Genomic DNA, 22,000 nt, shown 5'->3' with positions numbered 1-22,000 from the left:
ACATGAATATTATAACTCATTATTTGCTTTACCAATAAGTATAAATAATATTATAAGTCTCTAATCTTAAATAAAGATCTAATGCAGTACATTCTTTATTTCTTTTGCCAAATAGTCTGGATATATATCTTTGTTTCCTCATTCTGATATTAAATTTAAATGAGACTCTTTTTTATGGCAGCTTCATTTGACTAAAACTTGCTTGTACATAATGAATGAATTTGCTATTGAAAAGGTAGCCCGTAAAAAACAGGAAAAACCACGTTTGTTGTTGAAAAAGAATATTAGAATTTGTTAAACTGCTAATAAGGAAAATGGCAGTATGTGCCAAACTCAAGTTTAAAATAATATAAATTTTATAAAGATTTTCTGATTTATTTTTTTTAGAAAAACTTTTGGAGTAAAATATTATACGCTTCAAAAATATATACGTCAGGTAAAAAAATAATAGCAAGCCAACAATACCTATGGCTATTAAAAAAAACAAAAAACTATTGTGAGAATTATGGGTATCTGTAGAGTAAAGTGAAACAATATTAACATCTTTTAACAATGTAGTTCCAAACAATTGTTCAAGACTACTCCCATCATTATAACCTCTAATTAAGGCTTCCCATATTTTATCTCTGCCCTGGAGATTAGCACTGTCATAAGCATCCTCCCCTGTAATATCTATTTTAAGCCCCCCTTCACTAAAAGTATTATACACCCCCATAAAACCAATAAACAGAAAAGCTCCAAGAAGTGAGTACTTCAATAATTTTCTTTTAAAGTCTATAAATAAACTCTGGTTTACCACGCTTAATCCTATTACTAAAAAAATGGAAAGTATATGAATACGGGCATTTGTTAAATAGACTAAATATAGAGATATTAAGGCTAATATTATTTTCACTTTGATGTTTAAAGAACGACTTAATAAAATAAATGAAAGAAAAATTACAATAGCCAAGGCTGCATCTGTCTTGAAATAATACAGACCATTGAAAGTATAAACATGTCCCCAGTATTGATAAGCAAAAGGTAAAAATGACAGTATAAAATTAAAAAAAATAAAGATTAAGCTAAAATTTTCCAAAAGTTTAATGTCCTTATATATATTTCCTTTATATAAAATAGCATATAAAAAAACAAGTATAGAAAAGGTAATCTTAAAATAGAGAATAGATGTCTCACTACTCATATCCTTTAGAAAGCTTACAGAAATCATACAAAAGAATATTAAGATTAAGATCAGGGGTTTCCTCGCTCGCTTATTAATTACGCCATTTCTTACATGTCTTAATATCAAAATAATTAACAAAATATTGACAAAAATATTGACCATCTTTATATTCCAAAGCATATCGGCAATCATCCTAAGAATTAAAATCATGAATTGTACAAAATTATTATGTAGTTATATATACTTAAGCGGAAATTAAAAAGTTAACAGATTATTTTGTTAATTAAATTTTTTACAAATTTTATGACCATCTTAAAAAATAAATGATTTATGTTTGATTCTGAAAATTATACTCTCAAATAATTTAAATATACGTAAATCGATCTATCCTAATTGATATGATTATTTTTTAATTCCTTAGCTTTATAGTAAAACTCTAGTTCTGGTTTCAGTTTTTCTGAAATATGCGTATAACTAGATTCCAAATCAGGTAAAATAAGTTCATTGTTTTTACGTTTATGTATTACTTTTAACTCAATAGCTAGGATTTTATTAATATGCCCTATATCCTCCTCAAAAGTATCAAGATCTATTATATAATCCATTTTGGATAGATTTTTTAATCCTTCTTCTATATTCATAGTGCTAGAAAACATATATAATTGATGACACAATTCAGTAACCGGACAATTACTTAAGTATTCTGAAAAACTACTGCCTAATCTACTATATTCTTTTTTATTTCCATCCACCAATTGACCTAATTGCTTCTCCTTTGATATATGTTTATACCTTGAAAAGATTCTAAAATATGGATGGCGTATACAAGTAATCTTAAATGTATTTCCTGAAAGATAGGTTTTATAGAGTGGTCTGTGAGACCAAGCATAATGATAAAGACCAGAGCTTACAATAAGATGATTCCAAGCAGTATATATCCACCCATTATTAATTATACGAAGATCTGGAGAATGCATTAGTTTCGAATAAAGATCTTCCTTTTTCGTACCCAATGATAAATTTATAAACATATTGTTTAAAGATGTCCCACCCGTTTTCATTAAGTGATGGTGATAAACCCTATTATATTTTTTAAATGGTTTTTTGGTAAAATAGAAATAATTCCAAATAAATTATTTTTAAAATTCAATATGGTAATAACATGTTTTTTTTGCAGCATCGGAAATTAATTTAAGAAATAATAATTTTCTTTTTACTTATATAGATAAAGATTTCTAAACCTCTATAACTAAAATAATTTTCTTCTATTAATAAATAGCGTTATAGTGTAAACATTTATTTCCCGTTATTTTTTCATCGTTGTATACAATCATCGGAAAATAATTTGATTATAATCACAAACTAAAGAAAAATTGCTGCTACTTGTTGATCTGCACTAATCAATCCATTTTAGTGGGTACAGACCTATGATTTTAGTTAACATTTACAAAAGAAATAGACTAAAACCTTAGTTCAATAATATATCTGCAAGTATCCTTAGGATAAGAAGCATAACTTAATTTGATAAATATTTTAAATTAATATGTCCAAAAAGAGTGGGGTAAAATAATCAATCCTTCACTTAAAATATCGATTCGTTTTTACTTAATAATATTATGTATTAATGAATTATTCTTTACTACGTCCTAAAATTTGATTATAAATCTTTTTTGGCCATTTATCTGCACCTAATAATATATTTACTTTATTTCTATACACTATAGAGATATACCAGTAAAATTCTTTTGGTTCCAATTTTATAGCATAGACAATCTGCGGCATCAATTTAGGTCGCAGCTGAGGCCTATTAATTTCTTCCATAAATTTATAATGGCGAATAGCAACTAGAAAACGAGATCTTAAATTTTTTTTACTTGGTGTCTTTGTTAGAGAGCCCTCATTAACCGTAATACAATATACTGGAAAATTATCTGCCATAATTTTCTTGGCATAATGACCTGTTAAAACTGAAAACATTAAATCATTTGAGGCGGGCACTTCGTCAAAATAAATATTGTAATTTTTAATCAACTCCTGCTTTATCATCTTTCCCCACGGTACATAATAACCATATCTTAAATAATCTTCAGCCATTGTTTCACCCTTCACCCAATTGTTGACCAAATTATTATAATGCCTATTTCTTTGGGCTGGTTCAAGTGTTTTACTATTTACACTTGATGAACCAAAATAAACAATATCACATTCTTGATTAAGATATTTATAAAAATAACTAAATGCATCATTCTCAAAAAAGTCATCGGCATCAGCAAAAATCAACCATTTCCCATTTGCATTTTTTAAACCCAAGTTGCGTGCAAAACCAGCACCTTTACCTTCTTTTGAAAATATATGTTTAACATTTTCTCTGGCTTTACCCGGGAAAGCATTAAAATCTACTGTATCAGAATCGCTATTATCATCTACAATAATAACTTCAATATTTTCATCTTTTGGAATCGAATCTATACACCTTTGCAACAAATCAGGTGAATTGTAATGAGGTATAATAATTGAAAAATAATAAGTACTATCTAATGATTTTTTCACATTTAATGTTTGCTAATTAAAAGGCCAAGTGCACTGTCATATTTATTACTTGTCACTTTTACTATATACTTTTATAAAGTGAAATAAAAGAACTAACTATCTTTTCCTGATTATTTTTCACTTTAACCTCTTCTCTTAAAGTATTTCCCCACTCCTTTAAGATTAGACTGTTTTCCCTTTTAAGATTGATAGCCTTTTCAATTTGAGCCTTTAAATTATCTTTATGCTCTTTTTCAGAAGAATAATTATATTTAAATAAACAGTTATCATTTTCAATATCATTTATTGTTCCTATTTCAGGACAAATTACAGATATACCATAGGAAAATGCCAGCATCGCCGAACCTGAATTTAAACTACTATTTATGTCATATGGCAATACTAATAGATCATTTTTACTAAAATAATATAATAATTGTTCATCATCAACATATTGCATATCCAATTTTACATTACCATTACGACCTAATTTCTGTATATCTTCTGCATAACTTTGATCTGGGCAAAATCCGGCTACTGTTAATTTTAAATCATTTGAATTAAATGAATTAACAACTTCAATCAATAATTCAATATTTTTATATTCTTTTATTGCTCCTACAAATAATAGATTTAAGAAGTGAGATTGTTTAAGACTGCTATGCTTGCGGACCCCATAAGAATCAATATAATTAGGATGGGGTATATGTACTATTTTATGTTCTACCTTTTCATTTATTTCTAAGAGTAGGTTTCTACTCTCCCTACTATGAATGACTATTTTATCTGCAGATCTAATCAGTAATTTGAAAAGAATTTCTTGTAGTAGGTGAAAATTTTTTACATGTGGACGTTTATTATGTAATGTCCAAACTATTTTCTTTCTAAATAGGAATAATAAGCTGATTTTTGCTATTTTATTTAAAAATTCGTATAAACTGTTTACATTTTCAAACCAATTTAAGTGAACTATTTTAACACTAATAAAGTCATTATAATTTTTAAAAACTTCCTTTAAAGAGAAAACTGTATAACCCCGCTCTTTAAAACCAACAACTAGAATATTGACATAATTATTTGTGGTTCCTATAGATGGGTCAAACACTATTTTCATACTCTTTAATTAAGGTGTTAGAATTTTTATCTTAGGTGATCTAATAGTCATTAACTTTAATATCTTCATCAATTTACAATCTCGCAGTGTATATTTTGATAATAAGGATGATAAGATGTTATTTTTTACATGGGTCAAATTAATTTCTCTGTCAAAAACAAAATTGATTCTTCACGCCACTTTAATAAATCCTGATTAATGTCTTCCCAATTAATTTCTTTTTTTAAAATAGCCTCAAATTGTTTATGAGAAAAACATGTCATTATATGATCTCCCATTCCAAGAAAATTAAGCATACTCTCAATACGTTCATTCATACCCTCAGCATGTCCAGTATTGGGTAATACAATAAAATTAGTATTGTTTAGTATACAAAATATCATGCCATGAAAAGAGGTAGTAATAACTAATTTAGAAGTACTGATGTAATATATCCATTCAGGTATGGTAGGATAGGCATTACCAGTAAAATCATTATTTGCAGTAGCATGAATAATTTTAAAATCTGTCTTCTGCTTAGCATGAATAATAAATTTTTCCTTATCCTTTATTTCGCTATTCCCCAACATATACATAAAGATTTGATCCTTTTTAACTCCTGGACTATCTCCAATATCTCCTAACTTCAAAAGTTCAATCCACTGCTTAGCTGTAAAGAGCATCGTGGGATCTAGAACCCAATTAGCTTTAAAACCAAGTTTTTTTGTTAATTCTAATCCACTTTTCTCGCGTACGCTTATACCGCTAAAATTTTCGAGATATTTCTTAAACATATGTTGAGTTAGTCCATCTTGGGCTTTTACGCCATAACTTGCTGCATATGCAATACGTTTTATTGACTTAGCCCCAAAACCCAATAAAAATGCCTCTGCTGAAACTTTAAAAGTATGATTCCATACTTGATCACTACCGGTAATATATGCATCTGCCTTGGGCGGATCATTTTGTAAAGCGTTAAGATTATAGTAATCCTTTTCTCCAAAGCAAATAAATTCATTTTTAAAGTTGCTAAAGCTACGCTTCTCATCTAATAACAAAGATTTTTTGCGTACAGGAGCTTGTAAGCGGTATTTTATAGAACGCAATAGATTAATATTTTTTAATTTCGTTAAGAAATCAATTTGTTCTACCGGAGGCACTCTGTGGTACTTGATAAGAAAAGGTTCATGCCCCATTCTTTTTAATATGGTTTGCATGGCAAACAACTGCAAAATCTGTCCATAGTTGTTGTTAGATTCCCAAAAAGTGATGATTCCTATTTTCATTTTTTATTCTTTATAAATCTAATAATATTTATTTAAGATTTAAATTTTAATACTTTTCTTACAACTCGTTTCCATAACGGAGATTTGTATAGTTTCTGATACTGAGTAATTAAAGGTCTTAATTCTTCTACAAAAAGTTTAAAATTATTCCCTTCCATAGCATGTTTAAAAGCCGTATGACTATTTGAAGCTATTTTAATCCTAAGATCTAATCGCTTCTTTATTAGATCTGATACAGCATCTCTATCAGCGTTAACTCTCTTCTTAGGTCTCCAAATTTGTTTTTCGTCTTGTAAGGCTAATCTATATGCCAGACCTTCCCGTCTATGTGAAAAGCCACTTTTCTGAGAATCTACAACTTTATCTGCTGGGAGGCTATCTAAATACAATCTTTTCTCTTTGTATGCTTTATTAATTAAATTTTCAATTGTTTTATTTCTAATGATTAAAACATTTGTTCCTTTGCTTTCATTTAAATACTGCGGAAGCCAGGCATCCCCAATGGTGACATCAGCAGTTTCTGCAACTACATCATCACAATAATCACATGCTTTGTATTTAAATAAGCCCCATCCCCAATTACCACCATATAACTGATTTAACGGTGGACTGACTACTGTTTTTTCGGTACCATCTACTTCACCTCTAACTGTAACACCATATTGATTGGCTCCAAAACCACTTAACTTTGTTCTAAAATTGATTTCCTTTAAGGATTTGGGATTAACTCCAATTTGCCAGGCCCACATATTTCCAAAATTTGCGCTTTTTAAATGACCACAAACTAAACCTATGCAAAATTTTATTCTATCTTTTATAACAGAGTCCTCTCTTTGTAAGAGTCTAATAGATTTAATAAAACATGGAAGTCCTACTATTGCATATCGTCCAGGTGTATTTCTAACCATTTGAACTACTTTTGATAGTTCTATTGGGTAGTATCTTGATTTTGCGCCCTGATAAATACTTGCTAAGTCATTGGATATTGTGTATTGAAATAGGGTTGAGTTTTCTGGATTTATCTCTTTACTGCGAACGTGAATTACTCCATCTATAAGATTTTTCTTAAACAATTCTGAAACTACCCAAGTCCCCAAACCTCCAGAACTACCGTTTGCTCTATACTCGTCTTCTTCCACATACCCTGCATAAGTAGATGAGATATATCCTAACTTATCATGTTTCACTGAATTATCAGAATAAAGTTCTTTACCAATAATATCTTCATCTAAACTTTCATCTGAAAAAGGACAAACCTTTAATGTTGAACCTTCTGTAGTGTCTATTTTTGAAGGGTCAAGTTTTGGGCGATATTTCCCAAACTCATCAAATTCCATTTCAATGGGGGAGTCTTTAATAGCTGCGCAGGCGCCACATCCTACACAATAACCACCTTTTACAACGGTTTCAAATAAATGTTCTGTCTTAAATTTTTCGACCATACTTTAAAAATAAACTAACTTTTTTTAAATTTTAAAATCAAATTGGATCTAGTTTGTTTAATAAATCTTTTTTCATCGGACTCCAAACCGAAAAAATAAGCTAATGTTATAAATAGTAATATTGATGTTCCATAAGTGACGATTAAACGCCATTTAAATTCTAAATTTTGAACACATAAAAAACAAATAAGACAAGATCCTAATACCGGGTATATTTCTTTTAATGTTACATTCTTAAGATAGTTAGTAATAGAAAAATTTGCTTTACGCTTGAAAAGATAGACCCTCATTACACAAGCAATAAATTCAGTAATTATGTAACTAATTAACACACTATATGCAGGATAGCCATTGTACAATAATATATATGAAACTGGTAAATTTAGAAGTAAAAGTGAACCCACTATAATTTGATAGAATTTTATATCACCAATTGCCTGAAAAGCAGATTGTAGCCCTATCGTAAGCTGATTAGTTAAAATTCCTATTAAAATTAAATTGCAAAATATAACAGTTAAAGGTGGAACATTAACAAGCCACAATCCCAAAATTGATTTCATCTCGAAAATGCTGGGGATAGCAATAAAAGCTATTAGATAAAAACTAAATTTACTTGCCATATTAGCTAACCGCAACATTCTAACTCTATCATTAGCGCCTTCACTTTTCATTATTTGGGGATTCAAGGCTCTAAGTAAAGTGGCGGATAAAAAAATCATTTGACCGGAAACTTGATTAGCTATACCGTAAGCGGCATTGACAGCCGCACCCAAAAATAAATTAAGAATAACAGCAATGCCTTGATTTCTTCCCATACCACAAAGTGCTCCAAACAAGTTCCAACCGGCAAAAGAGGTTAGATCTTTTATAAAAGATTTTTCAGGTTTCATTACCCCCTTAAAAGTACACTCAGGATATTTCTTTAAACAAAATGAAGCATAGAGAACAAAACTGAAAATTACAATACTGGCCGTAAGCATCCCATATACCACCAATTTATCACTACTTACCACATATAATAATAAAGCGATACCTAATTTTAATAAGGTTTCAATGATATTAACAAAAGCTACCCACAGCATATTCTCATGCGCGATGAGCAATGCGTTAAACGGGACAGTAATTACGGTAAAAAAAACAGTCACCGCCATATAATGGTAAATAATCCTGGCACTTACTATACGATCTGCAGGAATATTTAAAAATCCATCAAATAGAAATAAACCTGCAATTTCCAGACTTAGCACTAAAATAAAACCAATTATAATATGTAAAAAAAAACTATTGGTAAATACTTCTTTTTGCTTCTGTATATCCTTTTTACCCTGATGATAAGACAAATACCGTTGTGATGAAGTAGCCATTGCGCTGTTCAAAAAAGACAACATCACTATAATCCCTGCTACCAGATTATAAATACCGTAATCTGTACTACCCAGAGCATTAAGCACCAAACGCGTAGAATATAAACTAATTCCCATGGTAAGCAACATCCTACCGTAGAGAATTGCCGTATTAGCGACTACTCTATTTGCTGCTTTCAATTGTTAATTATCATATTTGTTAAATAAAATTTTCTCTCATACTTCATATTTCATCATCTTAATAAACTTTTTAATCTCTATTGCTTTTGTAAAAGAATTAAAATTGAACAATAACAATTAAGAAGTAAGCACGTATACATAATAATTATGGATATAATAAGATATTATTGCAATATGCTTTAACCAATTCATTTAAATCCTTGTAATTCTATTATTAATAATTCGCGTTATTATACCACGCATATATCTGATTTACACCGTCTTGCAATTCAACTTTATACTCCCATCCCAATTCTTTCAACTTAGAAACATCGGTGAGTTTCTTCATTGTTCCATCTGGTTTTTGGGTATTAAAGACCAGTTTTCCCGTAAAACCCACCGTTTTTTTGATGAGTTCGGCAAGATCTTTAATTGAAATGTCTTTTCCGGTCCCTATGTTGATGTGAGTGTTTCTTATTTCCCTCTCCCGGCCTCTCCCATTAGCGGAAGAGTCATCAGCTTGATGCGATCCTGAATCAAGTTCAGGATGACTTCTTCCATTATCTCTCTGTGTAAGGGATTCGGCAGGCTCAGCCTGACAAACAATATCTTTAAAATCGCGGTTTTCCATAAGAAAGACACAAGCATCCGCCATGTCTTCACTCCATAAGAATTCACGCATTGGTTTCCCGCTGCCCCAGATCTCCACCCTCACCTGGCCTCTCCCGGAGGGAGAGGAACTTTGAATTCCATACTTTGATAAAATATTAAGTATTTTATCTTTAGATGATGAACCGTCAGTACCTTCTATTGGTAACCTATTTAGGTCTTTTCTTATGGCTTCCCAGTCGTTATTCTCTAACGCTCTGCCCAGGTGCATCTTTCTAATCAGTGCGGGTAAGACGTGGGATTTCTCCAGATCAAAATTATCATTTGGGCCATACAGATTTGTAGGCATGACCGAAATAAAGTTCGTCCCGTACTGCAAATTATAGCTTTCGCACATTTTGATACCAGCTATCTTGGCTATGGCATAAGGTTCATTGGTATACTCTAAGGTATCCGTCAAGAGATATTCCTCTTTCATGGGTTGAGGACAATTCTTGGGGTAAATACAGGTGCTTCCCAAAAACATCAATTTTTTCACCCCGTGCTTATAAGCCTGATGAATGACATTGTTCTGTATCATCAGATTAGCATAGATAAAATCTGCACGATACGTGTTATTCGCAACAATGCCTCCCACTTTAGCTGCTGCCAGAAAAACATATTCGGGTTTTTCCTCTTCAAAGAACTTCGCCACAACTGCACCATCAGTAAGATCAAGTTCTTTATGAGTACGTGTTACAAAATTGCTATACCCTTTAACCTGGAGGTTCTTTAGAATAGCACTTCCTACAAGTCCGCGATGACCAGCTATATATATTTTAGAATCTTTATTCATTTATTGATTTCTCTTTTCCAAAAAGTCACCTAACTTATTTGTAAGATTCACTTCGTTTACATTTCGACAAGCTCTATGTGAAATAATCCTATAACTGACTTATGTAATTCAAGAAATAGATTAAGCACAATATTCAAGCCTGAACTATTCGTAATAGTTGAAAGTCTGGTAACCTCCACTTTGCAGATGTTGATCCTTCTGCATCAGCTTCACATCCCCGGCCATCATATCTTTTACAAGATCTTTTAAGTCATATTTAGGTGTCCAGCCCAATTTGTTATTTGCTTTTGAAGCATCTCCTATTAATAGCTCCACTTCTGTTGGTCTGAAATATTTAGGATCTACAGCCAGCACTTCTTTTCCTATTTCAATCTGAAATTCAGGATTAGTGCATCCCTTGACATATCCTTTTTCATCAACACCCTCGCCTTTAAATTCTAATTCGATACCAACTTCACCAAAAGCCATTTTTACGAAATCACGCACCGGAGTAGTTTTACCGGTAGCAATCACCCAGTCCTCTGCCTCTTCTGCCTGAAGTATCATCCACATCATACGTACATAATCCTTTGCATGACCCCAATCTCTTTGCGCATCGAGATTTCCTAAGTAGATCTTATCCTGTAACCCCAGAGCTATTCTGGCAGCAGCTCGTGTAATCTTTCTAGTCACAAAAGTTTCACCTCTAATTGGAGATTCATGATTGAACAAAATACCATTACACGCAAACATCCCGTAAGCTTCTCTGTAATTTACAGTTATCCAGTATGCATACATTTTGGCCACAGCATAAGGGCTTCTTGGGTAAAATGGTGTGGTTTCAGATTGTGGAACTTCCTGAACCTTACCATACAGTTCTGAAGTAGATGCCTGATAAATTCGGGTTTTCTTTTCAAGACCTAATAGACGAACAGCATCTAAGATTCTCAGCGTCCCTAGACCATCAGCATTACCTGTGTATTCCGGTGTTTCAAAAGATACCTGTACATGGCTCATAGCAGCCAGATTGTAGATTTCATCCGGTTGAATTTCCTGGATCAACCGTATAAGATTAGTACTATCTGTCATATCACCGTAATGCAAAATAAAATTACGATTCTCTACATGTGGATCCTGATAAATATGGTCGATACGGTCTGTATTAAAAAGGGAAGCCCTCCTTTTCAATCCGTGTACTATATATCCTTTTTTTAATAAGAACTCACTTAAATAAGCCCCGTCCTGACCAGTCACTCCTGTGATAAATGCTACTTTCATTCTATTTTTTAGCTGTTATTAATTTATTAATTGTATACGGCTTCGCCGCTGCCACTCACAAGAGAGTCACTAAAATAAATTCAAGGGGAAGAAAAAAAGACCGAAACAATTTTCGGTATTACAGGCTCAAATATATCATTCTAATTGTTAAAAACGTTAACAAGCGCGTCTTTTAATAATTAAATAATATTCAGCTGATTTGTATCGATGATACGTAAAAAACATAGGTTGAAATTAACAGATTAGAAATTAGCAATTTAAATCTTAAGAAGCTAAAACCATACTATTAGTGGTATTGACATGCAAGCCTAATTTATACAAAAGCATTTTAAGTCTCTTTTTACCAACTTCTTCAATAATCGCATCCTGTCCCTTAAATGGGCCACTCTGCAATGTAACTCTATCTCCCCTACTTAAAGAATAGTTGACATCATACTGCCCTTTTTGCCATTTATCTATTGCTTCTATCTCACTGTTTTGTACAATAGCCGGTTTCCCCAACCAAAATAAATATTTAAACACAAAAGGGATTATAAAAACACAATTACGGTCTTTAGGCTCAAGCTTTATAAATACGTATGCGGGAAAGAGTGCTATCTCAACTTTTTTCTTTCTATCGCTCCACTGTCTTACTTCTGTCCTTAAAGGGCAATAAACTTCAATATTATCTTTTCTAAGCGCTTCTGCTACTTTCTTTTCTTTCCCTTTTTTTACACATAGTACATACCAATTCATATAAAAGAATATTTATAAAATTAGAGGGGAAATTATATTTCGAAAGTAAGAAAAATTAGAAAAGCTGAATAATGCTTAATTAGCACTCTTGCGAAACGGGGAAAAATCCCCGTTTCAAGTTAATTGCTTTATATGGGATATGTTGCAACGACTACAGAATTAGAATAATAAATGAATTAAAAAAAACAATCTAATTTGTACAATTTATACCCAATCATGAATTCTTCAAATACATGGGATGATAATATAGCACATAATTTATCCAACTCAGTACAAAACAGTATTAATTATACAACAATCAAACAAAATATTTTTTATATAGGTTTATACATAAATAGGAACTCAACATTTAAACTCTTCTTTAGTTTGAAAGAAGAGGTTTGTATATTGCTTACGATTAATAAATGCTATGAAAATTCTTCACACTGCCGACTGGCATATTGGTAAAAAACTACAAAAGCATGAGCTTAAAGAAGATTTTGCTCTGTTTATTGAATGGCTTTGCGCTACCATCAAATCACAAGCGATTGAGGTTTTACTGGTAAGTGGTGATATTTTTGACCTTGCAAATCCATCTTCAGAAGCTCGTACCCAATATTATAAATCACTTTTAAAACTTAGAAATCTCAATTGTAAAATAATTCTAACCGGTGGTAATCATGATTCACCGGCCATGCTAGATGCGCCACAAGAGATTTTGCGCAATCTGGATATTGAAGTTATAGGGGGTTTACCTCAAGACATCACTCAAACTTTAATTCTTGTAAAAAATAAAGCAGGCGACTTAGAAATGATCGTTGTCGCTCTCCCCTACCTGCGTGATTCCGACCTGAGAAAAGGCAATGAAGGAGTAAGTTATGACGATCGCGTAGAAGCCATTCGTGAAGGAATTGCAAATACATTTAAAGCTGCAGAAGCATTATGCAAAATGCAATTTCCTAACATTCCCGTTATTGCTATGGGTCATTTATATACTGCCGGTACAGAAACTTCAGATAGTGAGCGCGAGATACAAATTGGCAATCAGGCGGCTTTTCAGGCGAGTCAGTTTGGCGAGTATTTCAAATATATCGCTTTGGGACATATTCATAAACCGCAACGTGTAAATGCGCTTGTGCCCACGTTTTATAGCGGCTCCCCTATTCCTCTTTCATTCAGTGAGCGAAAGGATGAAAAACGTGTTTTGATAATAGATACCGCAACAGGCTGGGAACCCCAAAGCATTTCAGTTCCTTCTTTCAGAAAATTAATTCGCGTAAGCGGAAACCTCTCTCAATTGGCCCAAAGTTTAAATAATCTGCCAGGTCATGACGGTCTTGATCACCTTATTGAAGTTGTTTTAAAAGAGCCTAAATATGATGCTCAAAAAATCTACCAATTTGATCAGCTTACTTCTCAATTTGAAAAATCCGGTTATCAGATCGTGAAAAATTATACAGATTTTGATGAGAATCTGCAGGGAACTTCTGCACTTTATGAGAGTAATCAACAGCTTGAAGATCTTAAGCCTAAAGACGTTTTCATAAAACTGGTAGATCAACAAGACCTTAATCAGGAAGACAAACAGGATATACTCAGCGCTTTTGACGAAATTCTGGAAGAAGTGCAAAACCCCATAAATAGTTAGAATGAAGATTTTAAAGATCCAATTTCAAAACATAAATTCACTGAAAGGCGAGCACGTGATAGATTTCACAAAAGAACCTTTTCCTCAAAATTCGCTATTTGCCATCACCGGCCCTACCGGCAGCGGTAAAAGCACGATTCTTGACGTTATTGCACTTGCTCTTTTTAATCAGGTTCCGCGTATTGGGAAAATTAGTAAAGACAAAGACATCATTAAAAAAGGTGCTATTCTTACCCGTAATCAAAAAGAAGCTTACGCGAAAATTGCCTACAGTTGTAAAAATGGGAATTATGAATCTACCTGGAGTATTTCAACAAACAGAAACGACAATCTGCGCGATTACGAAATGCAGATTCAGGATCTTGATTCAGATAAACTTCTAGATCTTAAAAAGTCTGATGTTCCTTCAAAAAATGAAGAATTAATTGGCCTTAACTACAATCAATTTATAAAATCTGTTCTACTCGCTCAGGGCGAATTTGCCCAGTTTTTAAAAGTTGATAAAGCAGAACGCGGTGAGTTGCTTGAGAAAATCACAGGTACCTGGATCTATCGTGAGATTGGCAGAAAAACGTATGAAAAACACAAACAGGTCTCTAAAGAAATTGAGCAACAGCAGCAACAAATCGCTATAATCACAACAAAACTGCTGGAAGCCGATTCAAAAACACAATTAAAAAACGAATTAGAAACCTGGCAAAAATCGCTTGAAAACGAGCAAAAATCGGTTAAAAGCCTTGAAAAACAGCTTGCGCTAAAGAAACAATTGGCTAATCTTAAAGAAGAATTAGCCCAAGTAACGGCTGGCAAAGCCATGAGTGAGAAAGCACTGTTTAATTTTCAGGAAGCTAATGGTAAAGTCCTGGCAGGACATGAAAAAGTATATGAGCAGGCAGAAAAGCTCAATCAATGGCAAACGGCTAAAAATGAGCTAAAAAGCTTCAATGAAGAACGGGAAAAATTGAATGAAAATCGGGTAAAAAACATTAAAAACCTCGATAAATGTGTAGAAGATGTTTCCGCGTTCATTGCCTCACCGGTGTCGTATGAAAACCTATCAGAAAAAATAGACAGCTTCCGCGAAAAAGTAACCGCACTTAGAGATGATTTGTTTAAAAAAGGCGAACTCAAGAAATCCCTTTTACAGGCGCTTACTTCAGAAACACGTGATCTGGAAATTGACCTGAATCAGGATTTAGATTTAGTGGGTGAAAAGTTAAACCTTCAAAGTCAAACTATTTCGCAGGAGCTGAAAATTCTTCAGCAACAAATTCAGCTCACAAAAGATCAAAATCCGGAAACCGAAAAAAATCGGTTAAAAAGGCTTGAAAAACTCGCTTTAGAGGCTAAAAACCTCACCGAAAATATAAATCGCTTACAGACAGATATTGCTTCTGCGAAAGCTGAAAAAGAACAATTCCTTCCGGAATTAAAATCACTCCCTGCCCAGATAGAGCATGCAGCAATGCACGTAAAATTGCAGCAAACCCAATTAGAAAAGCTACGCCAGCAGGAAAAATATGAGGCCCGCATCGCAAGTCTTGAGCAATCGCGCAGCGAGCTAGAAGATGGTGAGCCCTGCCCGTTATGTGGCGCTCTTCATCACCCGTTTGCCGTTCACACTCCAGATTTAAAAAATGAACTGGCAAACGAAATAAACAAAGCAGAAAGTGACCTAAAAGAGGCTCAGCGTAATTTCACGCAAAGTGAAACTCGCATTGCATTTTTAAAAGATCAGTCTAAGAAAATCGATAATAAACTTATTCATCTCAACAAAGATCATGAATCGCTGAAGGAAAAATTTAAACAGGAGTACTCAACGCACTTTAAAGAAAATGAAAATTGGCTTGAAGTCATTGAGCAGGTTGAAAGTAAACTGCAGGCTTTAGATTCATACGAAAAAGCACTGCGCAAAAAATCGGCTTTAGATGCTTCAAAACCGCTTCTAAACGAGTTGAAATCGGTAGAAAAAGATGGTAAAGCCTTAAAAACAGATTACAAAAATCTATACGGCGGTAACAACATCAATAAAGATTGCCAGGATTTTCACAACACATTTATTACTTATCGTGAAAACCAAACCGCAATTACAAAAGCGATTGAGGATTTAATTCTAAAGATCAACACCAAGACCCGTGCTTTTGATGAGATTACCGCAGATTTAGAAGTTTTTATAGCTCAAAAAGAGATCAATTCGCTTGATGACGCCATGCGATTACTTTTACCTAATGCTACTTACAACGCTTTAAGAGAAGAACGTGAAAATCTTAAAAACAAGATTTCGGCTCAAGCTGCTTCTTTAAAAACACTGCAAAAACAACATACAATTTTAGAAGAACAAGACACTACTCAAGCGGAAATAGAACTGCAGGAAAAACTAAGAGAATCCCATAAAAACCAGGAGATCTTAAATACCCAGTGTGAACATAATCGCCGACTATTAAAAAACGAAGATGAAAATCTGACTGAGCTTAATAGATTAAAAGGCACAATTACAGATAAGGAAAAAGCGATAAAACGCTGGCGTTTGCTTAATGAATTAATAGGCGACAGTACAGGAAAACGCTTTAACGAGTTTGCGCAGGATCTTACACTTTCTCAACTTATTCAACTTGCAAATAAACGTCTGGAAAGTTTGAGTGACCGCTATCGCATAGACAAACCGCTGGAGGATGAAGATGATAGCCTGATGGCGATTGATGATCATATGGGCGGGCAGCGTCGCTCTGTAAAAACACTTTCTGGTGGAGAAACTTTTATTTTGAGTCTTTCTATGGCGCTTGCGCTTTCAGATCTGGCTTCTAAGAATGTTGAGATCAACAGCCTTTTTATAGACGAAGGTTTTGGGACGCTAGACCCGGAAATGCTCGATCAAACGCTGGATACGCTTGAGAAATTACAGGCAGAATCGTCTAAAACAATAGGTATAATAAGCCATGTAGATTCTTTAAAAGAAAGAATAGGCACGCAAATACAGCTTACGCGAAATGGACAAGGGTATAGCTCATTAGAGATTGTACAACATTAATTTGCCTCAACTTACACAGCTTTTAGTAAATAAAAAGAGCCTCGAATAATCAAGGCTCTTTTGGTATGAATAATTGGTTGGCTAATTAATATCCTGGATTTTGAGTAAGATTAGGGTTAATATCAATCTGCTCCTGTGGGATTGGCATTAGATCTTTACCATTAGGGATAGTAACGCCAAATGTTTCTTTAAGATAGCGCACATGCTCCCCTGTTCTTCTAAGTACCCACCAGAGTGAGAATTCTCCAGAAATTTCATGTCTGTATTCCTGCATGATAATATCCATCATATCACCTGTTGGCGTAGTAGTTAATCCTGCTCTGTTTCTAATTTTCATAACATATTCCATTGCTTTTGCATCATTACCAATTTTGTGGTACGATTCTGCAAGACTCAATAAAACCTCCCCATAACGCAAGAAAATCAGGTTTTGACCACCAAAAATGTTTGGTCCAGACCATCCGTCAACATTAGGATTTCTCCATGCCTTTACATCATAATAACCTTGTCTGCCTTGTAAACCATCTGTACCTAACCATGGGTTTTCAACTGTACCGCAAGTGTTGATACCTCCAAAATTTTCCTGAACATTAGGATAATCTTTAATATTGATCAAGGGATCAGGATGTGTTTCTCCAGGACCTATAATAGTCGCTCTCTTGCGCTCATCCCCTTCTTCAAAAGAATCATAAAGCACTTTAGTTGCAGCAGTATAACCACCACCATTTGCGATCTCATTAGGCATACAGAATGATTGTAGAAAAGTTACATTGTCGTTATGACCCCAGCTTAGATCACCGGCGCCGTCATACATTTGTATCTCAAATAGAGATTCTTTACCATTTTTATTGCTATAAGCATGAATATCAAAGAAATCTTCTTCCAGTTCTACGTGTCCTTCAAGAGCTTCAAAAGCAGCAATTGCCTTGTCATATTGCCCCAGCCACATATAAGCGCCACCTAAGTAACCATAGGCAGTTGCTTTTGTTAATCTACCTTTATTAGCTTCATCGTAAGACCATGGCAATCTTTTAATGGCTTCTTCCATATCAAGAGTTACCTGGGTAAATACTTCTTCCTGAGTATTACGGGGAGCAAAAGCATCTGTAGATCCTCCTGCCGGCTCAAGAACAAGTGGCACACCACCAAAGTTTGAGGCTTGCAGCGTGTATAAAATTCCGCGTAAAGCGTAGCATTCTCCTATTAATCTATCCCCCAGTTCTGCACTCACATTACCAGCATCGACGGCAGGTTGTAAATTTTGCAATGCAGAATTTGCTCTACCTATACCTTTATAGTTTATGATCCAAAAGTTATTGAATGCACCAAATGTTGCAGGAATTTCAAAAGTCTGGAAGAATGTATCTGAACCTATATTGAGATAATCCTGTGTCAGGAAGTTTGCAGGATAGAATACCGCTTTAGTTAAATATTCTGCAGGACTTGCCTGAAAAGTGTCATAAACTCCTATTACTGCTGCAGAAGCAGTCTCATCTGAAGCAAAAACTAACTCGTCACCTAATCCATCATATTTTTCATCCTGCAAGAAGCTGTCTGAGCAACTATACAAGAGAGCCGTTACAGCGGCCCCTAGTACCACTAAAACGCTTATTTTTTTCATTTTTCTATACATGACTTATTTTTTTTTAGAATTGTAAATTCACACCTACAGTGAAGGTTCTGGTAATAGGATAAGCTCCAAAATCTATCCCTCTTGTTTGCACACCGCCATTACCATCTATGTCTGTTACTTCCCCTATCTCAGGATCCCAGCCGCTATAACCTGTAAGAGTTATGAGGTTTTGACCACTTACATATATTTTGGCGCTTGTTAAACCTAGAACACCAATAGTTTCTGAAGGAAAATTATATCCCAACTTCACATTACGCAGTCTTAAGAAAGAACCATCTTCAACAAAATGATCTGAAACTCTGTTATTTTGAGTGCCGGTATCATCTAAAATAGCTCTCGCGTACGTATTAGAAGGATTATCTGGGGTCCATCTGTTGTTGTAATATTTTAAACTAACATTAGAATAAGCATTAGCAAGACCATAACCACCAGAAGTTTCCTGCTCAACACGTGTAAAATTCAAAATGTCGTTACCATAAGTACCGTAAATATCTATTCCTAAATCAAAGTTCTTATAGCTCGCGTTGAAATTAACACCACCATAGAAATCTGGAATAGGACTTCCTATAACTTCACGGTCTGCACCGGAAATCTCACCATCACCATTTAAATCTCTAAATTTTCTATCACCGGGTGAGGTTGCAACAGATTGATAGCTACCATCAGGCGAACTATTATTTAAGGCATCAATCTCTCCTTGCGTTTGGAAAATACCATCTGCCCTGTAGCCGTAGAAGGTACCTACATTTCCACCTACGTAAGAACGAGTAATACCTGACCAGTTGTCAACAAAATTAGGAGCGAAATTACTGTCGAAGATCACGTAGTCGTTATTACCCACTAACTCGGTTATCTCATTATCGACTAAAGTAAAATTAGCTGAAACGTCCCAGGTAAAATCTCCTTCATTTTTTCTATAACCAACTAATAGTTCAAGACCTTGGTTGATCACATTACCACCGTTTACAGACTTGCTCTCAAATCCTGTTTGTGATGGTATTGTTTGATAGAACAAGAAATCTGAAGATTCTTTTCTAAAGTAATCTGCTGTGAAGTATAATCTTCTGTTAAGCAATTCACCTTCTAGACCTATATCTGTTTGTACCTGAGTTTCCCATTTAAGATCAGGGTTTGCCAATGAAACGGGTTGCAATCCTGCTACCGGTTGACCTCCTAACACATACCCCGCATCATCTGCGCTTGTCCCATTGTTATAGTATCCCTGAAACTGGAATGCCCCAATACCAAAATAGCTTCCGGTCTCACCCCAGCTTGCTCTTAATTTTAGAACATCGAATGTGCTGTCATCCATAAATGATTCCTGATCTATGTTCCAGCTTGCTGCAAAGGCGGGGAATACACCGTATAGATTATTAGCACCAAAACGATCGCCATTACCATCACGACGTACGGTTGCGGTTAAATAATATTTACTATCGTAGCTGTAATTAACCCGGGCAAACATACTGGCAAGGGTACTTGTACCGTGCGTACCAGATTGATCAACAATTTGTTGTGCCTGTGAAAGATCTCTTATTTCATTGTTTAAGAATCCTCTACTGTCTACGAATATATTTTTATAGCGTGTACGCTGTGCAGATGTTCCTAATAACACTCCTATTTTATGCTTGGCTATCTCTTTATCATATTGCAATAACGCTTCAGTAAGATATTCATTAGAAGTATTTTGTGAGATGTTATATTGGGCTGAAGGATTGTTATCATTATTATTATTTCCTCGATTATAAGTAGGAATGAAATTCCATCCTGCATAATTCTGCGAATTAAAGCTGAAATTTACTTTCGCTGTAAAGCCATCCAGAAAACTATAATCTAGACCAAAATTTCCTAAGACTACATTTCTACTATTATCATTATCCTGTTGCTTAGCCGCACCCAGTACGTTTACACTTTGGCTTAATAGACCGGTATCAGGAAAAGCGCCATAATTTCCGTTATTATCATAAGGTACATTTACGCCGGCTGTATTAGACAAATAAGGAGCGTTAGCAAATACTTTCAACAAACTATAATAGCCCTGACCTAGATTTTGATAACTTTCATTATAAGAATATTTAATGTCAGATCTTACCTTGAAGTTATCAGATAAATCATAATCGATATTTAACCCAACATTGTACCTTTTATAAGATGATTCAATTACAACACCTTCTTCATCTAAAAGTCCGGCTGTAAATGCAGCTCTCAATTTTTCACCTCCGCCTCGTATACTTACGCTGTGTCCCATTCTAAAACCATTACGGAATGCATAATCCTGCCAGTTGACAGACCTCAACGAGCCAGGATCACTCCACTCAGGAAGTACATCGTTACCCTGCGCTGTTCCTAAGTTATTAGCAAATGTTGCAAATTGCTCTGCATTGAGCATTTCAATATTCTTAGGAGCCGCACGTATACCCGTCCATGAATCTACAGAAACGATCATTTTATTTTTTGTACCCTGCTTCGTTTCTATAATTACAACACCATTACTTGCGCGCACACCATAAAGAGCTCCTGCAGATGCATCTTTTAAAACCGAAATCGATTGAATATCATTAGGATTTAAGAATGATATATCTTGTGTTGGGAAACCGTCAATTACATATAAAGGTGTGGTATTACCAAAAGAACCTACACCGCGTATGTTTACAGAAACCGATGAACCCGGTGCACCTGAGTTCTGTGTTACCTGAACCCCGGCAGTTTTACCCTGTATAGCCTGATCTACACTGGTAGACGGAAAACTAGTCAGCTCTTCAGAATTTATAGAACTTACCGCTCCTGTAACATCCTTTTTAGCCGCTGCACCATAAGCCACGACAACAACTTCCTGTAGACTTTCAGAATCTTCTGTGAGCGTTACGTTGATCACAGATCTTGAACCTACGGTTTCCTCTACGCTGTTAAAACCAACGTAAGAAAAAACGATAACGTTTTCGGGAGAAGCCGAAATTTCATACTTCCCATCAAAATCAGTAGCTGCTCCTGTAGAAGTGCCCTGAACAATTACATTTACTCCCGGTAAAGGAGTGCCATTAGCGTCTACGACTGTACCGGTAATGGTATTCTGAGCCATAGCCGGAAGCGCAGTACACAGAAATAACCCTATGAAAATTTTCATAAGCCATTTCTCAGTAAAATCGGATTTTAAAGAAAAAATTCGCATAAAATTAATATTGGTTTGATTTGCTTGTTTGATTTCACTTTTTGCAATTGTAAATGTTTGGCATGTTTA

At 34.3% G+C, this 22,000-nt stretch carries 14 protein-coding genes; 2 read left to right on the top strand and 12 right to left on the bottom strand.

Going from position 1 to position 22,000, the window contains the following annotated elements; translation table 11 throughout:
- Positions 1–172 precede the first annotated feature (172 nt).
- From ACH3PA_RS13120 to nusG, 10 genes are all read right to left on the bottom strand, one after another.
- Entirely contained in the window at positions 173–1,210 is a 1,038-nt protein-coding gene (locus ACH3PA_RS13120) for a hypothetical protein (protein ID WP_416448241.1), read from the bottom strand.
- 344 nt (positions 1,211–1,554) lie between these two features.
- Positions 1,555–2,226, bottom strand: coding sequence for a sulfotransferase family 2 domain-containing protein (locus ACH3PA_RS13115; protein ID WP_416448240.1), 672 nt, complete (start codon positions 2,224–2,226; stop codon positions 1,555–1,557).
- A 568-nt stretch (positions 2,227–2,794) separates the two neighbouring features.
- On the bottom strand, positions 2,795–3,715 hold the full coding sequence (locus tag ACH3PA_RS13110) for a glycosyltransferase (RefSeq protein WP_416448239.1): 921 nt from the start codon (positions 3,713–3,715) through the stop codon (positions 2,795–2,797).
- Positions 3,716–3,776: 61 nt separating this feature from the next.
- A complete protein-coding gene (locus ACH3PA_RS13105) occupies positions 3,777–4,808 on the bottom strand; it encodes a glycosyltransferase family 4 protein (protein WP_416448238.1) in 1,032 nt (343 codons plus the stop codon).
- A gap of 134 nt (positions 4,809–4,942) precedes the next feature.
- Complete coding sequence (locus ACH3PA_RS13100) at positions 4,943–6,073, bottom strand: polysaccharide pyruvyl transferase family protein (RefSeq protein WP_416448237.1); 1,131 nt, start codon at positions 6,071–6,073, stop codon at positions 4,943–4,945.
- A 32-nt stretch (positions 6,074–6,105) separates the two neighbouring features.
- Complete coding sequence (locus ACH3PA_RS13095) at positions 6,106–7,515, bottom strand: Coenzyme F420 hydrogenase/dehydrogenase, beta subunit C-terminal domain (RefSeq protein ID WP_416448236.1); 1,410 nt, start codon at positions 7,513–7,515, stop codon at positions 6,106–6,108.
- A gap of 14 nt (positions 7,516–7,529) precedes the next feature.
- A complete protein-coding gene (locus tag ACH3PA_RS13090; RefSeq protein ID WP_416448235.1) occupies positions 7,530–9,059 on the bottom strand; it encodes an MATE family efflux transporter in 1,530 nt (509 codons plus the stop codon).
- Between the two features lie 214 nt (positions 9,060–9,273).
- Positions 9,274–10,482, bottom strand: coding sequence for a GDP-L-fucose synthase family protein (locus ACH3PA_RS13085; protein ID WP_416448234.1), 1,209 nt, complete (start codon positions 10,480–10,482; stop codon positions 9,274–9,276).
- A gap of 144 nt (positions 10,483–10,626) precedes the next feature.
- A complete protein-coding gene (gene gmd, locus ACH3PA_RS13080) occupies positions 10,627–11,739 on the bottom strand; it encodes a GDP-mannose 4,6-dehydratase (protein ID WP_416448233.1) in 1,113 nt (370 codons plus the stop codon).
- Between the two features lie 264 nt (positions 11,740–12,003).
- Positions 12,004–12,474 carry a transcription termination/antitermination protein NusG gene (gene nusG / locus ACH3PA_RS13075; RefSeq protein ID WP_416448232.1) on the bottom strand — a complete coding sequence of 157 codons (471 nt, stop codon included), beginning with the start codon at positions 12,472–12,474 and terminating at the stop codon, positions 12,004–12,006.
- Between the two features lie 409 nt (positions 12,475–12,883).
- Here nusG and sbcD point away from each other — a divergent pair, with 409 nt between their 5' ends.
- Both sbcD and ACH3PA_RS13065 read left to right on the top strand, forming a co-directional pair.
- The gene (gene sbcD / locus ACH3PA_RS13070; RefSeq protein WP_416448231.1) at positions 12,884–14,101 is read left to right on the top strand and encodes an exonuclease subunit SbcD; all 1,218 of its coding nucleotides are present in this window, start codon (positions 12,884–12,886) and stop codon (positions 14,099–14,101) included.
- Between the two features lies 1 nt (position 14,102).
- Positions 14,103–17,129, top strand: a complete 3,027-nt coding sequence (locus tag ACH3PA_RS13065) for an AAA family ATPase (RefSeq protein WP_416448230.1) — start codon at positions 14,103–14,105, stop codon at positions 17,127–17,129.
- A gap of 85 nt (positions 17,130–17,214) precedes the next feature.
- Here the strand turns inward: ACH3PA_RS13065 and ACH3PA_RS13060 are convergent, their stop codons facing one another.
- Both ACH3PA_RS13060 and ACH3PA_RS13055 read right to left on the bottom strand, forming a co-directional pair.
- Positions 17,215–18,762, bottom strand: coding sequence for a RagB/SusD family nutrient uptake outer membrane protein (locus ACH3PA_RS13060; RefSeq protein ID WP_416448229.1), 1,548 nt, complete (start codon positions 18,760–18,762; stop codon positions 17,215–17,217).
- A 13-nt stretch (positions 18,763–18,775) separates the two neighbouring features.
- Complete coding sequence (locus tag ACH3PA_RS13055; RefSeq protein ID WP_416448228.1) at positions 18,776–21,886, bottom strand: SusC/RagA family TonB-linked outer membrane protein; 3,111 nt, start codon at positions 21,884–21,886, stop codon at positions 18,776–18,778.
- Positions 21,887–22,000: the final 114 nt, after the last annotated feature.

Source organism: Leeuwenhoekiella sp. A2, from assembly GCF_047946655.1.
Classification (GTDB): Bacteria; Bacteroidota; Bacteroidia; order Flavobacteriales; family Flavobacteriaceae; genus Leeuwenhoekiella.
The sequence above is the reverse complement of the archived record's forward strand: the minus strand, read 5'-3'. Positions and strand labels throughout refer to the sequence as shown.

Bases quoted from the DNA above. Each gene is read 5' to 3' on its own strand.
- ACH3PA_RS13120 (WP_416448241.1), bottom strand. From the start codon at position 1,210: ATGATTTCTGTAAGCTTTCTAAAGGATATGAGTAGTGAGACATCTATT.
- ACH3PA_RS13115 (WP_416448240.1), bottom strand. From the start codon at position 2,226: ATGAAAACGGGTGGGACATCTTTAAACAATATGTTTATAAATTTATCA.
- ACH3PA_RS13105 (WP_416448238.1), bottom strand. From the start codon at position 4,808: ATGAAAATAGTGTTTGACCCATCTATAGGAACCACAAATAATTATGTC.
- ACH3PA_RS13100 (WP_416448237.1), bottom strand. From the start codon at position 6,073: ATGAAAATAGGAATCATCACTTTTTGGGAATCTAACAACAACTATGGA.
- ACH3PA_RS13095 (WP_416448236.1), bottom strand. From the start codon at position 7,515: ATGGTCGAAAAATTTAAGACAGAACATTTATTTGAAACCGTTGTAAAA.
- ACH3PA_RS13085 (WP_416448234.1), bottom strand. From the start codon at position 10,482: ATGAATAAAGATTCTAAAATATATATAGCTGGTCATCGCGGACTTGTA.
- gmd (WP_416448233.1), bottom strand. From the start codon at position 11,739: ATGAAAGTAGCATTTATCACAGGAGTGACTGGTCAGGACGGGGCTTAT.
- nusG (WP_416448232.1), bottom strand. From the start codon at position 12,474: ATGAATTGGTATGTACTATGTGTAAAAAAAGGGAAAGAAAAGAAAGTA.
- sbcD (WP_416448231.1), top strand. From the start codon at position 12,884: ATGAAAATTCTTCACACTGCCGACTGGCATATTGGTAAAAAACTACAA.
- ACH3PA_RS13065 (WP_416448230.1), top strand. From the start codon at position 14,103: ATGAAGATTTTAAAGATCCAATTTCAAAACATAAATTCACTGAAAGGC.
- ACH3PA_RS13060 (WP_416448229.1), bottom strand. From the start codon at position 18,762: ATGTATAGAAAAATGAAAAAAATAAGCGTTTTAGTGGTACTAGGGGCC.
- ACH3PA_RS13055 (WP_416448228.1), bottom strand. From the start codon at position 21,886: ATGAAAATTTTCATAGGGTTATTTCTGTGTACTGCGCTTCCGGCTATG.